Origin of the sequence: Pelagibacterium mangrovi (assembly GCF_036662815.1) — a bacterium.
GTDB classification, from domain to species: Bacteria; Pseudomonadota; Alphaproteobacteria; order Rhizobiales; family Devosiaceae; genus Pelagibacterium; species Pelagibacterium mangrovi.
On record NZ_JBAFXA010000017.1, the window covers coordinates 1 to 16086 of the forward strand.

12 protein-coding genes and 1 pseudogene are annotated in these 16086 nt (G+C 57.7%); 5 read left to right on the plus strand and 8 right to left on the minus strand.

Features of this window, described 5'->3' with window-relative positions:
- Together V4T21_RS18865 and V4T21_RS18870 are read left to right on the plus strand one after the other, a co-directional pair.
- A partial coding sequence (locus V4T21_RS18865; protein ID WP_332719838.1) for a DNA methyltransferase occupies positions 1-1469 on the plus strand: 1469 nt, incomplete at its 5' end.
- A complete protein-coding gene (locus V4T21_RS18870; protein ID WP_332719840.1) occupies positions 1466-3994 on the plus strand; it encodes a DEAD/DEAH box helicase in 2529 nt (842 codons plus the stop codon). The genes V4T21_RS18865 and V4T21_RS18870, both read left to right, overlap by 4 nt.
- A gap of 758 nt (positions 3995-4752) precedes the next feature.
- On the opposite strand, the gene V4T21_RS18875 is transcribed toward V4T21_RS18870, so the two are convergent.
- The 4 genes from V4T21_RS18875 to V4T21_RS18890 form a co-directional block, all read right to left on the minus strand.
- Complete coding sequence (locus V4T21_RS18875; protein ID WP_332719843.1) at positions 4753-6147, minus strand: RuBisCO large subunit C-terminal-like domain-containing protein; 1395 nt, start codon at positions 6145-6147, stop codon at positions 4753-4755.
- Positions 6144-6446 (minus strand): ASCH domain-containing protein, encoded by a 303-nt coding sequence (locus V4T21_RS18880; RefSeq protein WP_332719845.1) that lies wholly within the window; start codon positions 6444-6446, stop codon positions 6144-6146. The genes V4T21_RS18875 and V4T21_RS18880 overlap by 4 nt, the downstream gene beginning before the upstream one ends.
- Before the next feature lie 342 nt (positions 6447-6788).
- Positions 6789-7436, minus strand: coding sequence for a hypothetical protein (locus tag V4T21_RS18885; RefSeq protein WP_332719847.1), 648 nt, complete (start codon positions 7434-7436; stop codon positions 6789-6791).
- Positions 7437-7689: 253 nt separating this feature from the next.
- Positions 7690-8556 carry a competence protein CoiA family protein gene (locus tag V4T21_RS18890; protein ID WP_440589679.1) on the minus strand — a complete coding sequence of 289 codons (867 nt, stop codon included), beginning with the start codon at positions 8554-8556 and terminating at the stop codon, positions 7690-7692.
- A 629-nt stretch (positions 8557-9185) separates the two neighbouring features.
- Here V4T21_RS18890 and V4T21_RS18895 point away from each other — a divergent pair.
- Positions 9186-9980, plus strand: coding sequence for a hypothetical protein (locus V4T21_RS18895; RefSeq protein ID WP_332719852.1), 795 nt, complete (start codon positions 9186-9188; stop codon positions 9978-9980).
- A gap of 225 nt (positions 9981-10205) precedes the next feature.
- Here V4T21_RS18895 and V4T21_RS18900 read toward each other — a convergent pair.
- Positions 10206-10484 (minus strand): annotated as a pseudogene (locus V4T21_RS18900) (heavy metal translocating P-type ATPase); the annotation flags it as partial.
- Between the two features lie 43 nt (positions 10485-10527).
- Between V4T21_RS18900 and V4T21_RS18905 the strand changes: the two are divergent.
- Positions 10528-10953, plus strand: coding sequence for a MerR family transcriptional regulator (locus V4T21_RS18905; protein WP_332719855.1), 426 nt, complete (start codon positions 10528-10530; stop codon positions 10951-10953).
- Between the two features lie 74 nt (positions 10954-11027).
- On the opposite strand, the gene V4T21_RS18910 is transcribed toward V4T21_RS18905, so the two are convergent.
- From V4T21_RS18910 to V4T21_RS18920, 3 genes are all read right to left on the minus strand, one after another.
- Positions 11028-11879, minus strand: a complete 852-nt coding sequence (locus V4T21_RS18910) for a substrate-binding periplasmic protein (RefSeq protein ID WP_332719857.1) — start codon at positions 11877-11879, stop codon at positions 11028-11030.
- Between the two features lie 66 nt (positions 11880-11945).
- Positions 11946-13721: a pyrroloquinoline quinone-dependent dehydrogenase gene (locus tag V4T21_RS18915; RefSeq protein WP_332719860.1), complete on the minus strand. Its 1776-nt coding sequence runs from the start codon at positions 13719-13721 to the stop codon at positions 11946-11948.
- A 178-nt stretch (positions 13722-13899) separates the two neighbouring features.
- A complete protein-coding gene (locus V4T21_RS18920) occupies positions 13900-14799 on the minus strand; it encodes an AraC family transcriptional regulator (protein WP_332719863.1) in 900 nt (299 codons plus the stop codon).
- A 298-nt stretch (positions 14800-15097) separates the two neighbouring features.
- Here V4T21_RS18920 and V4T21_RS18925 point away from each other — a divergent pair, with 298 nt between their 5' ends.
- On the plus strand, positions 15098-15994 hold the full coding sequence (locus tag V4T21_RS18925) for a helix-turn-helix domain-containing protein (protein ID WP_332719865.1): 897 nt from the start codon (positions 15098-15100) through the stop codon (positions 15992-15994).
- Positions 15995-16086 lie beyond the last annotated feature (92 nt).

A 16086-nucleotide genomic window follows, 5' to 3' on the forward strand; every position in this document is an offset into this window, starting at 1 on the left:
AAACCTCCTTAACTTACAACCTCAAACCTGTGCCATGGGTGCTGACGGCGGACACGGAAGACGGGGTGCTGCTGGTGTCGATCAATGACGACCAGCGGGCGTTGTTGGAACTCATGATGGATGAGGCTCTGCCAGGGATGAATGCTGGTTCGCTCGTCTGGCGAACTCGGGTTGGAGGCAACGAAGGCGGAGATCATTTTTTCACTGTTAACCATGAGAGCGTTCTAGCCTTTGCAAAGCCTAGCTTCCGGTTCTTAGGAAGTGAAAAGTCTTTTGAGATGTATCGCTACTTCGATGAGAAGCGGCAGGAACATTATCGTGTTAGCGATTTGACCGTTGCAGTTGCCTTCGATGATGCGAGGGCAGGAACTGCGTACTATCCACTTCGCGACCCAGACACAGATGTTTGGTATCCCTGCAATCCCAATCGCGTGTGGGGCTACGTTTCAAAAAAACTCAGCAACGAAGGCACAAAAATCAAAACCAAGTACATGGAGGATTGGATTGCGGCAGGCCAAATCCGTTTCCCAGAAAACCCGCGAGTTGAGGTGTGGGAAACGCTTGATGCACTTAGGGAGGCTGTTGCCAAAGGCGATGTACCCAAAAGCGGCCAGACATTGATGATCCGAGAAGACCTTCCCGGCTTCAAAGACTGGGTAGGCAAAAAGGTTGGTTTCGGCACACCCGGCTTCAAACGCTTCAAGTCTGACCTGCGAAACCCCACGCAACCGCTTTCAAGTTGGATTGTCCCAAGTTCAGAAAAGGAAACGCTGGTCGAAGGAGAAAACCAGATAGTGTCAGGCACCAATGACGAAGGTGCCAAGCAGGTTCGGAACGTCTTCGGCTCCAAGGCCTTCAACTACGCCAAGCCTGTCTCCTTGATCCGCGAACTTGTTCGCCAGTCCACCGGCCCGGATGATTTGGTGCTGGATTTTTTCGCTGGTTCTGCCACCACCGCCCAAGCGGTCATGGAACTGAATGCCGAGGACGGGGGCAGCCGACGCTTCATCATGGTGTCGTCCACAGAGGCAACGGAGGAAAACCCCGGCAAGAACCTTTGCCGGGACGTAACCGCCGAACGCATCCGCCTGCTCAACGCCAGTGACGACGAGAAATACGCCGACCTTACCGCTGCCTTTGCCTATCTGCGCTGTCACGAGATTGCGTTTGAAGACCTCGACTATGACCTTCAACCGGCGGATGCCTGGGCTGCTCTAGAAGCCATGCATGACCTACCGCTGACGACCTATGACCTGCAAGCCGCGTGGAACCTGCACGAAGGCGAGACCACGGCGTTGGTGCTTGTAGACCGCTTCGACCCCGCCTTGCTACAATGGCTGAAAGGCCGCGACCGGCAGAACCTGTTCGTCTATGCATGGGCACCGGGCCAGATCGCGCAGCATCTCGACGGAACCCATGTGGACATTCGCCCCGTCCGCGACACACTGGTGAAGCGGTTCCAGCAATGACCGAGCGCCTGTCCCTCGCCGCTTATCAGACCCGCGCAGTGGACGCGCTGTCGGGCGTGATCCGCAAGGTGGCCGAGTTACACGACCGCGACCCGGCGCACCGGCAAAGCATCGCACTGAAAAGCGGTGTTACGCTTCTACAAAGCCCAACGGGGTCGGGCAAGACGCTGGTTTTGGGCCGGGTACTGGAAGGGCTTCGCGGCGCGCTCAGCCGCCCGGTAGTGTGGCTCTGGTTCGCGCCCTATTCCGGGTTGGTGACGCAAACGCGCGAGGCTCTGGTGGCGCAATGCGGCAGCCTGCGGGTGCGCGATGTGGCCAAGGACCGCGAACCCAACGGCACCCGCGACGGCGATGTGTTCATCCAAACATGGGCGACGGTCGCCGCCAGCAACAAGGATGCCCGCAAGGTCCGCCGCACGTCCGAGGCGGCGCTGTCCTTCGACGACTTGATCGCGTCTTGGCGGGATGCCGGTTTCTTCGTCGGCGTTGTGATCGACGAGGCGCATCTGAACTTCGGGGCCTCCGCCAATGTCGCGGCGGGCTTCTACCTCGACCATATCCAGCCCGATTTCACGATCCTTGCGACCGCTACGCCAAGCGATGAGAAACTGGATGCCTTTGAACGCACCGCCGGTATTGAGGTAGCCAGCCGCGTCGTCGTGCCTCGTGCCGAGGTGGTAGACGCCGGATTGAACAAGGTGGGCCTCAAGCTGGGCGTTATCCGCTTTCGCGAGGGCGACCGCGACCTCATCGACCACGAACAGGCGACGTTGCAGGCCGGATGGACGCAGCATTGTCGCGTGCGCGCACGTCTGGCGGAACGCGGGCTGGCGGTATCACCCCTGATGCTGGTGCAGGTGGAGGACCAAGCCAAGGGAGCGGAAGACCCCATAAAGCGGGTGCGGGACAAGCTAGTCGAGATCGGCGTAGATGATGCCGCCATTGCAACGCATACGTCCGGTCAGCCCGATCCGGATTTCCACTCGCTGGCCTACGACCCCGACACCCATGTGTTGATCTTCAAGGTTGCCGTCGCCACGGGCTTTGACGCGCCCCGTGCATGGACGCTGGTTTCCGTCCGCCCGAACCGTGGCCGCGACTTCGGTATGCAGATCGTGGGCCGCATCATGCGGGTGCATCCATCCGTGCGCCCTATCCACGGGCAAGACGAGCTGCTTGACAGCGGCTATGTCCTACTGACCGACCCGGATATGCAGGCGGGCCTTCAAGCAGCGGTGGACGAGTTAAAAGCGGTGCGCGAAAGCATCGAGCTTATAACGGACAATCTCGACGTTTACGAGTTTGGCAACGCGGAAAAGCAAGCCGTCGCGTCGGATGTTCCTAGGTCGCCCTTTACACCGAAACCACCCGAAAACGAGACTGAGCGGCAAGAGCGGCTTACGAACCTAATCGAACAAGGAGTGGTGCGGGCTAATGTGCAGAACATGCCTGACACGGAAAAAGACCGCGCCATAGTCGCGGGCGAGACGTGGCAGAGCATAAGCGAAACGCCGCTCTTTGGGGACCTGCCGGAAAGCAAGAAGCCTGATACCGACAAGGCACCAAGCAAATCGAACTTCCGCCCCTATCCGTTGCGCAAGGACTTGGACTTGCCCAAGGCTCTGGTCCGGGAACTGCCGCCCGACCCCATGAAGCTAAACGATCTAGTGCACGACATAGCTCGTGAGTTTTGCCGCTCTACCGATATGCCCGGTCTGCTGCAACGCAAGCTGACAAAAGCGCATCTCGACTTGCGGGACCTGTTTGCTTCCGAGTTGCAGGAAACGGTGAACCTTCGTTTGCGGCTGTCTAATGCGCGGGTGGCTGAGAAGGCGCAACTGGCCTTCAACTTCAATGACGCTATCGACCCGCGCCGTTTGAAGCGCGCGCTGGTGGAGGAACTGCGTAGCATTGTGGATGACAAGGGTATTGAAGCCGACGAACGTGACCTGCGCCGCGCCATTGATCTCGCCGGGATGAGGGAACCCGAGAAGCTGAAAGAGGCCATCAAGACGGCACAGGCCCGCAATGTGCGAACCGACAGCAGCGAACCCTTGCCAGAGCAATACTTCGGACCGGACGGACTGAGCGAAGCTGAGAAGTCAGCATATGGCGTGTTCCCGCATCGTCTCAACAAGGAAGAACAAGACTTCGCGGCGCTTCTCGACGCAGACAAAACCGGGACAGTTAAGTGGTGGATGCGAAACCCAGAGAATGAAACCTGGGCAACTCGCTTGATATTGCCCTCCGGGCACCGGTTCTTCCCTGACTTCGTTGTCGGTGTGAGTGGGCGAACAACGCCCGACGCCATTGCACTTGTCGAGATCAAAGATGACGGTGACACCGGAAGGCTGCAATCAGACCGCAACGTGGAAAAAATCCGTGTCCAGCATCGCGAGTACCGCAATGTCTTCTGGACCTATCGTGCCGATGGAAGTTGGATACGCGCTCGATATGCCGAGGGACTTCATCGGATTGTTGACCAAGACCGCTTTGACATAAAGGAGCTCGTGTACCTAGGGTAGTCTATGGATACTGCCGAGGCTTTTGGCCGAACAATCAAGCTCTTTCTTGTGGATGGAAAACCCCTGGCCTGCGCAGGGCCCCAATAAACGACTGGAAGGTTCCACATGGCGACAAGAAGGTCCGCTTTGGTTAGCCTTGGTCGTTCAACAGTCCGACAGCCACCACAGCGGTCATTTTAGATCGAAACAGCAATGGCCGGACTGAGGGGAAGTGCTTGCCGGCTGAAAGCGCAAGAGTGAACCCAGGTTCACCACCGCAACTAGCACCGCCCTTGGCATCAACCGCCGATCATCATTCAACATATGGGCTGAGGCCCGAGTGATATGACCAGCAGAAATAGCGTGACTTAATACTTCCCGAGCTTGGCCCTCATGATCGAATATGCCAATCCCAAAACACCCGCGACAATGAGCCCAGTGTAAAACAGAACTAGGGCCGAACATTGCGGTTCCGTCAGCGGCGCTGTGGGACATGCCTGTGAGCCCGTCCGCACTGCACCGAATGCCACTATGTACAGTAGCACATTAGCGGCCACGGCCCCCATCGCTACCCAGCCCACCAACAGAGTTAAAAACCGAAACCGGTTGTGATCCGCCCGTGACCCTACTTTGCCGCCGGTAAACTTTTCCGGAAAATTCAGTAACACTGATCGGCCGAGCGATATCAGGCCGCCGAGGCCAAGGAGTGCGAGAAGCGGGCCACCAAAAGAAGAATTTAGGGCGCACCATATGTCGACGATCATCTATAGCCCCCGTTTTCAGCTGCCCCATGGCCCAATTTGGTCGAGCTTGTGTAATTCTTCGGGGGAAACGTACACCAGCTCCTCCTTGTTCAGGCTCGAGCGGCCCTCATAAGCAGCGTCGCAGCGCTTGGCCAATCCCCCTTTGAGGTTTCCTGACCACGAACTTCCACTTTTTGCGCGATTTTCTGCCGCCGCTCTCGCTACTTCCATACAGAGTTTGGCACCCTCTTGAGGTCCGTCTTTGTGCAATGCAACACCGCCACCAAGAAACCATGCGACATTGGGGCCTAGGAGCTCATAATAAGCATGGAGTTGTCCCGCATAAATGCCTCCGGCGATCGTCGGCATGAAGGTGCCCTCATTGGAGAACCTCCGATAGCGGTTGATAGCTTTGATTACGCTGGCATTGGTCGTTCCGTCCAGGGAGCGGCGCATAGTACCGAGATCGGGCCGACGACCGGGATAGATAATATCGGCGCCGGAGTACATTAGGCCCTCCAAAATATTATCTGGTGGCACGAGCTTTCCGAATGCGGATCGCAGCAGAGGATAGCATGTTACAATAGGAGGCGATCCGGCGCTGTCGCAAAGGCCACGCCTGCGCACGGCCTGGATGGCATCAAATCCACCGATGCCTCCATCGATTTTGATCACAACCGGCGGTGGCATCATGGCCAGGTAGCTTTCTAACTCTTCCAGGAGTATATCCGATGGAAGAGAGAAATTTAGCGACAAACGACCATTCTTGTTCTTTGTCTTTTCGGAAACCTCCAGGGCGAGAATTTTCAGCTCCTCTAAATGTTTCCGGTCAAGCGGTAGGAAGCGTGTATCGAGCTCTACAATTGAAAATCCTTCGTCAAGAACAGCTATCGCGATTTCCCTTAGGGCCTGAAGGTGGAAGCCCACTCGTGGCTTAAAGGAAAATGCTAGTAGCGGCAGTTCGGGTTCTACCTTCAATTGTTTCCTGACAGACGCTATGTCGTTAGCCTTTGAGCGAAATGCTTCTTTGTGCTTACTTATCCACTGGTCAGGTGCAACAATCTCCCGTACTTCAAAATTCTTTACAGTTAACGGAGGAAGGACAAAGTTGAACAGGTCGCCTGTCATCACGCCAATCAGGTGACTTAGCCCTCCCATTTCAGGAGGGAACAGTTCAGAATTGAGAGCCAATGTAAATTCATAGCGGCCGCGATCGGCATCAATTGGCTGCTCGTTGAATGTAAAAGTCGACAGCTCTTCAGGCCTGCGTGCCATACGAGCGTCCCATTCTTTCCAATCGAACTCGAAAAAAGTGCCGAACAGCGCGTCAGCGTTCACTTGCTCCGCTACTTTGTAGGCCTCATCTGCCGAGGCCGCTTGCTTCGTCCCGTCCAGAACCTCGAAATGGATACGAATGCAGATATCTGTCATCTGCGTTCGAAGTCGATGACGGTGACAATGTCGTCAGGGCCGAGATCTGGATAAAAGCGCGAGACATCAGCGAGCAGTGCTTCGGTGTCGACGTAACCTTCTTTGTAAGCGTCTTGCTCTCCTAGTTCATCTACGCGGCAGTGTCGCACGCCAGTGATCCTTACAGGGATCTCTCTGGTGCCACTCACAAGCAACGCATTCCCAAGCTCATATTGACGCATTCCGGCTCTGATTGTTGATGTTTTACGATCGCTAAGCACGAGAGGAATTAGCTCACCAGAAAGCCGGATCTCCTTCATGTACTAGAGACCCTAAAGCCGATCACCCGCTCTGCATCCTTCCCAATAATGGCTTTTGCGCGAGTAATTGCTTCACCCTTATTGCGAGCCGTAGGGATCACTTCCCCAAAGTCCACGAGGCTAAAAAAGTCGTCAACGCTCTCAGCCGTAATTACGTCTGCGATCGTGCCCCAGATGCTGTCGGATGTATTGTACCCGCGCCGCAACTCTACTGGCCGGCCAACACAAACGTTATCTAGGGTGTACTGACGGCCGTACCGGCGAAGTTCCCAAAGCTTTTCCCCGTTATCAAACCAATGGTATGGCTCCGATGCTAAAGGAACAAAGAGCCTAGCCCAATTGCTATCGCAAGATCGAGGCGTAGTAGTAGACCATGCCCGTTCGCTCAAACCCGTTGCCGGTCTGTCGCCACTGGATGGACGAAATGGTAGGAGCAACTGCATAGCCGGCTCGTTGGAAGAAGTCGCAGTCTGCGAATTCGCCCCGGGTGGTTGCTTGCGCATCTGATACGCTCCTTGCTGTCATCACTTCAATAAATTTGGCTGCCGGAAAGAGAGTAGGTGCCAGGCGTCGCGCCTCGTACGCCAATCCGGTCGCAATTCCACGCCCTTGTAGCCCTGGGAGCACCGCTACTCGGTTGACCATCGTCAACCCTAGTTGGTTAACGGCCTCTCCTCGCGAAAGTTCTGATAGATCGATATTTAGGCCGTTCGCCTCAACCAGCGCACTCCTGCCAACCGGAGACGAATAACTGCAGCCTCTTCCCAGAACGAGCGCTCCCGCAAAGACGCGACCATCTATAGCGTTGTACTTCGACGCGAATTGCGCAATAGACGATGAACGTAGATAGCAGGCAATCAGGCGCCCACGTGCGCGCCCCCTACGATAATGCTGTCCTTCAATAAACTCGTGCAACGGCTCTGCCATAGAGCGCGGAACAACCTCAAAAGAAAGCTCCTCTTGTTCCGCAGCTTTAACATCCGAGTTCAAATGCTCCCCCAAGTCGCATCCAGCAAAATTACCTTATCACTCTAACCCATGAAAATCCGCAGAACAATCGGGCTGGAGGTCGCCTTTCTCGTCGAGCACGGTGGATCTTGGGCACTAGCTTGGCCTACATGCGTCACCCGACGAGATTGGCGTCGGATCATCTGTATGACAGCGGAGTGGGGCTGGTTTCAGAGTTTCTGCCGGACCTGGCTTAGTCCATTTGACGGCGTGAGAGAACAGGACATCGGGCGCTTCAAAACACTGCCCAGCCGAACGGGCTAAAGGCCGGGTCATCAAAGACCCATCGCCACTCTCGTTTTAGCGGAAGCGTAAAACTCGCGACGACTTCTCCATCGTACCACAAGTCATGCTCGAAGTGCCGTCCTAGCAGAGCATCGCAGTGAGCACATCCGTTGCTCAGATATTCTTGTTCCATTGTTTTGCTATACCGCGTTTTGATCTGCCCTAACCCAATGTCGTGGGGGAGCCGGCTCAGGATTTCGGTCGCCAAACCTGAATGTTCATCGAGGCTGGCGAGCGTCAGAATTTCCTCATAGGGTCCAAAAGTGACGCGGATCAAGGTCAAGGCCAAGGTTTCGCACCCACATGACCAGCAATCATACGTCGTGCATATCAACTCGACACGGGCTTCGAAATTCTCCGGATAACCGAACCGAAGCCGTTTGTTGAAAGCAGCACTGAGGAAGTCGCGCGCCGAGATTTGTTGGCGGCTGGTTAGTCTCACACTCACATCGTCGCCATCCGCGGCAAGAATTTGTGCGATGGGAAGCTCATCACGGTTTGGCATGTCTTTGCGATTGATGAGCCAAAGACCACGAACTCCGGATCGGGCATAGCGCTGCTGGCGTCTCAGTGTTTCTTCATGGGTTTGCGGAGACCATTGTATCTCGATAGCGACTTTAGCTGTTCCTTTTTCCGCAAGGACATCAGCCTGCCACCGCTCTCCATCTTCGGAGGACCCCGACACTTCCGTTCGCGCCGTCCAGCCACACTCGCGCGCGGTTTCGACAGCCAATCGTTTCAGCCGCAAGTGCGTTTCCGTTTCGGGAGCAGTGGTGCATTCGCCAATGCGCTTGTGGGCAAAGTGCTGAGTACCCAACTTTGACTTTCGAAGTGTAACGTAGGCACTGCAACAGGGCATTCGCAGATGCCGATGCGCTTGGTTTTGAGCCTTTAGACTGAGCCAAGCGGTGGTCGAAAGATCGAAGGAATGGATATCTTTGCCCGCGTGGTCAAGGCATCGGAGAGGCATCGCGCTTTTGGGCCTTATGCATGGCAATACAGAACATAGAGCTATCTTATGCCCCTCGGCTGAGTTTGGCCAATGCCGGCGCAACATTTTCTTGCTCGCTGACTTACCACTAGGACTTCGCCCCGCAGCGAATGGAGAATTTGTATGGAGACTTTGATGCTCCCAACATGGTGGGAATTGCAAAGCGGGTAGTAGCCAGACCTCCGCCGACGCTGCTCAGCTGGGGGGCTAACTGAAAACCTTGGCTACCCAGTGAGTGGATTTGCGCGGCCGCTGCACTGAGGGTGTCGTCAGAACCGCCGAGCCACGGATCGGACACAGCCGAGGTAGAGCGTCGGCCCAGGTTGGCCGCGCATCGGGGTGTCTGGTCTCTCTGAATGAACCGGGTTCAGGTAGGACAATATTAATGTGATGCCTGAACGATAAGACTTCCCGCATCTAAGGACATGCGTCCTTCGTGTAGCAAAAGGAAATGAATGTCGCATCTTCATGACATTCGGGAAATGACCCGGACACAGCTCAGAGAAGCATACGGTTCCACCTACAATTCCTGGCGAAATATGAAAGAAAGGGCGAAGAAGGGCACTGCAACCGTTCATCCCGAATTTCAAGATTTCGCTCACTTCTTAAAAAATATGGGGCCGAAACCTACTGATCGACATACTCTGGATCGCATAAATAATGACGATCCTGAGTATGCGCCCGGTAAGTGCCGTTGGCTGGATAAAGTGGGTCAAGCAAATAACAGGACCACCACCATTTATCTGACCGTTGGCGACCGGACACTGCCGCTTACCCAATGGGCGGAAATCGTTGGACTTAGGCCCGATACGTTGAGAAAACGCAGAGGCCTAGGTTGGACGGACCAGGAGATTGTATATGGCAAATCCGGCGCCCGATCATCGGGCGGGGATTTCCCTTGGTTGGAAGGCGAGATTAAAGGCCTATGGGTATCGAAATTTCAGGCCGCAAACCGGTGGGGAAATCGGAACCAGTTTGAATTCTATGTGAGGGAGATGGGGCACGAAATTACTTTGCTCCGCTTATCCATTGACGAGTATGGCCGTGTTCTGGCGGCATACAACTCAACGGAAAGGTTGCGCATTGAAGAGGCAGAGCAATACCTGAACCACCATCGAATGGATATCGAGACGCTTGAAGAACAGCTTGCCGAGCTGAAGGACGATTTAGAAAGAGCGCTGGAAGCACTTAGTCGCGCGCGTGCATATGCCCCCATTCCGCCGGTGAAGAAGAAGATTAAGCTGTATTAGCTTTCAGGCTTGAAAATATGCCTTCAAGTGGTACACATTGGTCCTGTACCACGGACAGTCATTTATTGAATATCAATGGCTTAGGTTGCGAGGGAGCTTATCCCTCCTCCGCTACCAAAAATCTCAATAAAATTAATAGTTTATCGAGTTATTGTTCGCGCTTGAGCTTGGCTCAGGGCAGCAGGGGCATGACGGCAAGAGCAATCTTCAGACAGTTTTCCGCCGTCACGGTGCTTTCCAACGCAGGAGGCGGAGGGCGTTGGTGGTTACGATGACTGTCGCGCCGGTATCGGCCAGGATGGCGGGCCAGAGGCCGGTTAGGCCCACTATGGTGGTCACCAGGAAAACCGCTTTCAGACCGAGGGCGATTGTGATGTTGGTGTAGATGTTGCGCATCGTCGCCTTCGAGAGGCTGACGAGATCGGCGACATCCGTGCCGCCGCCCATGGCAATGCCTATGTCGGCGGCAGCAAGCGCCGGTGCATCGTTTTGTTGGAAGCCGATGGAATGTGTACATCCTCGAGTGACTAGAGGAGTAAGTGGAAAAATGAATGAATCCGGCGTCTCGATCGGCGAAGCCTCTCGCGCCAGTGGCATCAAGGTTCCCACGATCCGGTACTATGAGGAAATCGGTCTTCTGCCGGTGGCGCAGCGCACGGATGGCAACCGCCGTCTATACGAACCGGGCGATCTTCAGCGTCTGCGCTTCATAAGGCACGCCCGTGAACTTGGGTTCGAGATCGGGCCGATCAGGGAACTGCTTTCCCTGGCCGGCGAACCCGACAATCCGTGCGAAGGGGCCGACAGGATCGCGGCTGCGCATCTGGCGGAAATCGATCACAAGATCTCACGCCTTACGGCACTACGGACAGAAATTGCCCGCATGACCGATTGTTGCAATTCTCGTATCGAGGAATGCCGCGTCATCGAAGTGCTTGGCGACCATGGCGAATGCGTAGCAGCCGAGCATTGATATTGATGTCAAGTGAGCCCCACTGAAACGTCGGTCCAGCCGCATCTGTTTTCGAGTTGGGCTTGGGGTTCTGGTCAGAAACCGTATGCTGCGGTGATTTCGGCGAGTGTGCCGGTGGCGGTCATTTCGGATAGGGCTTGGTCGATCAACTCGCGCAGGTAGGTGTTTTCGGTCAGCATCACCATGCCGAAGCTGATCGGGGGTATGGTTGGGCCGCCGGTCATCAGGGACCAGGCGGATGGGCCATCGCCTTGGGCGGCTGCGAGGGGGAGTGCGGGTTCCCAGACGAAGGCGGCCCGGATGGTGCCTGCGTCGAGATTGCGGAGCAGCGAACGGTGGTCGGGATAGGGGATACGTCGCCAACGCCCCTCGGTATTGGTCCCGAGATAGGCGGCGAAGATCGCGTCGGCACCGCTTCCCAGGCGCGTCCCGATGCGCGTGCCGGGCTCGGTCGACTCCAGTGCTGGGGTTCCGCCTTGACGGGTGGCGAGGACGAAGCGGGTGTTCAGATAGGGTTCGCTCACCGTGAGCCAAGTGGGAAAGGTGAGATTGTTCATGGCGAAGCCGGTGAACACGTCGCAGCGGTTGTTGAGTGCGGTGAATAGAGATTCCTCGCTCAATGCGATCTGGAAATCGTAAGGCGGGGCGGGGAAGGGGTAGCGGATTTCAAGCCACTCGGTTTCGAGCAGCAGCAGTCTGCCGATCTCTTCTGCCACCGCGCGGTCGAACGGTTGCAGCGCCGAGGCCGATGAGGCGCAGAAGCGGATGGTTTCCGCGCCCGACCTGCGTGTCGTGTCGAGATATTGGTCGGGGACGAAGGGGGTGTTCGGAGCCTGCGGTGCCTGCGCCGCCATCGGCGTCGCGGAAATGCAGAGCGCCAGCGCGGCACCGAAAAGGCGAGGGAACATGGGTTGGGCTTCGGTCATGGGTGGTCCGCGACCCTGAGAGAAGGAAACGCCGCCCGAATCAATTCGGGCGACGCAGGGTGTGGATCAGGTGTTGGGCAGGGCGAAGACGAACAGATTGCTGTCGGTCGAGGGCTGGAACTCGGGCGCCAGCCGCAGGGCCGAACCGCCCGCCAGAGAGGGGCCGGTGGAGACTGCGACATACTGCCGGCCTTCGACCTCGAAGGTCACCGGATACCCCGATACCTGGGCGCCGAGATTGACCTCCCACACGGGTTCGCCGGTGTTCTGGTCATAGGCGCGGAAGAAGCCGGCCACGTCGCCCGCAAACAGCAGCTCGCTGCCCGTGGTCAGCACCGATAGGGTCGCCGCCGGGGTTTCGTTGAGCCACAGGGTTTTGCCGGTCGAAACGTCGATGCCGCGCATGGTGCCGACGAATTCGGCATCCGGCGACACGCGCTGGTCGGTCATCGCGATCTGGTACACGCCGCCGCCGCCGACACCGGGAACGGTTCCGAGGGTGGTCACGTCCATGCAGGTGTTGAACAGCGAATAGTACATCACGTTGTTGAGCGGGCTGTAGGCGCCCGTGAAGAAATTCTTGCCGCCGTTCTGGCTGGGGCAGACGGCCACCGTCTGCTCGGGGCCATCGGGCACCACCGCGGCGTTGGTGGTTACGGCGCCGGTCTCGCCGTCGATCGATTCGACAACGTTCTGGTACACCGTTGGGGTCGCCCACAGGAATTCGCCGGTCTCCCGGTCGAGGGTATAGACGATGCCGGTCTTGCCCGGCACGCCGGTCACGACGCGGTACTCGCGGCCTTCTTCGATATTGGGGTTGATCCAGGCCACTTCATCGGCATCCGGGGCTACGACCGTATCGACCAAAAGGCGCTCGAAGGGATGGTCGAGGTCCCAATTGTCGATGAGGTGCTGGTAGTACCAGACCCGTTCGCCCGTATCGGCGTCGAGAGCGATGGTCGAATTGTGGTAGAGGTGCTGGTTCTCGGTGCCGCCGAGCATGAATTTGGGCGCGGGGGCGGTCACCGAGGTGCCGTAGATGATGAGGTTGAGCTCGGGATCGTAGCTCGGGGCCATCCACGCGCCCACATGCCAGCGGCCTTCATAGGGCACGTCGCCCCAGGTCTCGTCGCCGTCTTCGCCGGCGCGGGGAATGTTGAGCGTGCGCCACAGGAGCTCACCCGATTCCGCGTCATGGGCCACCACGGCGCAGGCTTCCGGTCCCGAGAAAGGTTCACAGCCAGAGGTCGAGATGATCTTGCCGTTGACGATGATCGGGCCGGTCGTGTGCTGGGCCGGGGTCACCTGGTAGTCGTTGATCTGGGTTTCCCAAGCGATCTGGCCGGTCTGGGCATCCAGCGCCAGCAGGTAGTTGTCGCCGGTGGTATCGACAATGATGTCGTCGTAGATCGCGACGTTGCGGTTGATCTGGGTGAAGGGCATGTATTCGTTGAGATCGGCGGGCAGTTCGCGCTCGTAGCGCCACGCCAAAGCGCCGGTGGCCGCGTCATAGGCCTCGATGATGTCATTGGTCTGGGGGAAGAACATCCAGCCGTCATAGACCAGGGGCGTGCCTTCGCCGATGCCCGAGGCAAGGCCCCGTGTCCAGACGAGTTGAAGCTGGCTCACATTGTCGGCCGTGATCTGGTCGAGCGGGCTATAGCCCCAACTGTCGAGCGTACGCCTAAAGCTGAGCCAGTTCGCAGGATCGGGATCGAGGATCATCTCGTCGGTGACCGGCACCCAATCCTCGCCCGGCGCGGCAATGGCGGGAGCGGTGGCCAACAGGGCTGCGGCGAGCGTCAGGATCGACGCCCCTCTCATCAAGACTGAATTTTTCATTATGTCCTCCTCCAAGGCCTTCTATTAATTCATGTTTTTCTTGAAAGGTTAGGCGAGCCTCGCGCGTTTTGCCTGCACGATCGTGATGCCGGTCTGCACAAAATGCTCTCAGTCGCGCGCAAACTGGGCGTTTGCCTTGGTAGCAAGCATGTGCAGGGAGGCCTGGCCGGATTTTGCGTCAGGAGCAGCAGTCGCGGCGGTAGGCGGCTGGGGTGGTGCCGCAGGCCCGGCGGAATTGGTGGGTGAGGTGCTCCTGATGGGAGAAACCGCATTCGAGCGCGATTTCGGCGATGGGCAGGTCGCTCGATTTGAGCAGGCGCTGGGCCTGCTGGATGCGCATGTTGATGAGGAAGCGGTGCGGGGGGCTGCCGCAGCACGATTTGAAGACCCGCGAGAGCTGGCTGGGGCTGAGGTCCACCGCCGTGGCGATTTCGGAGAGTCCGATGGATTCCTGGAGATTGGCGCGCATGAATTCGATGGCGCGGTCGAGGGTCGACATCGGCGCCGAGCGCTCACGGGCCGAGCGCACGATGGCGGCGTTCGAATACAGCCGGATGAGGTGGGCGGCGATCGAGAGGGAAAGATAATCGACGCCGAATGCCGTTGTCGCATTGCCCTCGCGCAAGGCGTGGTCGAGCGGGTAGAGCAAATTGGCGAGCATGGCTTCGCTGTCGAACAGATGGGGGAATATTTCGATGAGAGCGGGATCGCCCGTCGCGATATCGGCGGCGACCTCCTCGATGACGTTTCGGCGCAAATAGATATGGGTCGTGCTCAGCGGGTTGCGCAGATTGATCTTGAAATCGGCGCCGCCGGGAATGAGGTGAATGCCCCCGGCCGGAACGGTGCGGCAGAAGCGCTTGTCGCCCCCTTCGCCCTCGATGACGGCCGGGCCGTCGCGGTGCCAGACGAGCAATTGGTCCCTGACCGCGGGGAACGCGCCTTCATAGGGCAATTCGCGCTGGGCGGAGGCGAACATCGTGGTCCAGCCGAGCGCGTTGCTGGTTATCTGTCCTTCGACGCTGGGTCGAAAGACCATGCCATGAGTTTCGTCAGCGCCGAAAGTTCGTATGCGCATGCGTATCTCCCAATGACGCGGGAGCCAGCCAATCGTGCAGTGATCGGGCATTCTCAAGAACGCGCGGTCGAGCAAAACAACGATTTCGCCGCACGGGGCTGCTCCTCCCAAAGAGTCCTGCCAGCGACCTGAAAGAATACGGCGTTTTCAACCGCCCGGCCTGCATGATCGTGATGCCGATCTGCACAAAATGCTTCCCGTCCTGCAAAAATCGGTCGTCCAGCCGCTCTTTTTGCCGCGATTGGGGGTAGCCTCGCGTTGCGCGACGGGGAAGAACTGCGCAAAGGAGGGGATCGCTATGTTTACCAAAGTGCCTTTTCTTGAGGAGGAAACGCACGGGATCGTCACGCGTGGCGACAATCGTGGCCGGGTGTCGAGCGACGGACACGATTGGCATGCGCTCTATGCATCGGCGCAGACGGAGGTTCCGTTCGAGGGCCATTTCTCGCCGGTCAAGGACCAGCTTCTGGTGCTCCATCGCACGGGTCCGGTTACCCTCGATCGCTATGACACGGGGCGCCCCAAGGCGCATCTGGTGCCGCGCGGCGGGGTCCACATGTATCCGGGCGGAATGCCGTTCTCGGTGCGGCTGTATGGCGTTCTCGACACCATGCATGTCTATCTGCGCCGCGCGGTCATCGAGGAGATCGCGGCCGATCTGATCGCGGGTGACCCGGCGCTGGTCGAAATTCCCGCCGATATCACCGATCAGGACCCGATGCTTGCAAACCTCATGGAGGCCGTGCATTTCGCGCTGGAGGAGAGGGATACGGCGACGCCGATCTATATCGATTATCTGGCCCGCGCGCTCGCGGCCCATTTGGTGCGGCGCTATTCGGGCGCCAAGTTCAAGGACGCCCGGTCCGATGCGAACAGGCCAGACGTCATGCGCGCCGTCGACTATATGCGCGCCAATATCGAGCAGCCGATCAGCCTGGCCGATCTGGCCGGTGTGGTGGGCAGAAGTCCGAGCTATCTGAGCCGGCAATTTCGCGAGCAACTGGGCAAGGCGCCGCACGCCTATCTCATAGAAATGCGCCTCGATCTGGCGCGAGAGCTGCTGGAACAGACGCGCGACCGCATCGCGACGATCGCGCTCGATTGCGGATTTTCCCATCAGGAGCATTTGACGCGGTTGTTCCGGCGCAAGTTCAACACGACCCCGGCGGCGTGGCGGCGGTCGAGATATCGCTAGAGCAGTTTCACCGTTTCAAGGAAACGGTGAAACTGCTCTAGGCCGTAAACTCATAAACGGGTGACAGTGGTGGCTTGATTTGATTCAAGGCT

Excerpts from the sequence above, each read along its gene's own strand:
- V4T21_RS18905 (WP_332719855.1), top strand. The coding sequence starts at position 10,528 with ATGAATGAATCCGGCGTCTCGATCGGCGAAGCCTCTCGCGCCAGTGGC.
- V4T21_RS18875 (WP_332719843.1), bottom strand. The coding sequence starts at position 6,147 with ATGACAGATATCTGCATTCGTATCCATTTCGAGGTTCTGGACGGGACG.
- V4T21_RS18915 (WP_332719860.1), bottom strand. The coding sequence starts at position 13,721 with ATGAAAAATTCAGTCTTGATGAGAGGGGCGTCGATCCTGACGCTCGCC.
- V4T21_RS18920 (WP_332719863.1), bottom strand. The coding sequence starts at position 14,799 with ATGCGCATACGAACTTTCGGCGCTGACGAAACTCATGGCATGGTCTTT.
- V4T21_RS18895 (WP_332719852.1), top strand. The coding sequence starts at position 9,186 with ATGTCGCATCTTCATGACATTCGGGAAATGACCCGGACACAGCTCAGA.
- V4T21_RS18910 (WP_332719857.1), bottom strand. The coding sequence starts at position 11,879 with ATGACCGAAGCCCAACCCATGTTCCCTCGCCTTTTCGGTGCCGCGCTG.
- V4T21_RS18925 (WP_332719865.1), top strand. The coding sequence starts at position 15,098 with ATGTTTACCAAAGTGCCTTTTCTTGAGGAGGAAACGCACGGGATCGTC.
- V4T21_RS18870 (WP_332719840.1), top strand. The coding sequence starts at position 1,466 with ATGACCGAGCGCCTGTCCCTCGCCGCTTATCAGACCCGCGCAGTGGAC.
- V4T21_RS18880 (WP_332719845.1), bottom strand. The coding sequence starts at position 6,446 with ATGAAGGAGATCCGGCTTTCTGGTGAGCTAATTCCTCTCGTGCTTAGC.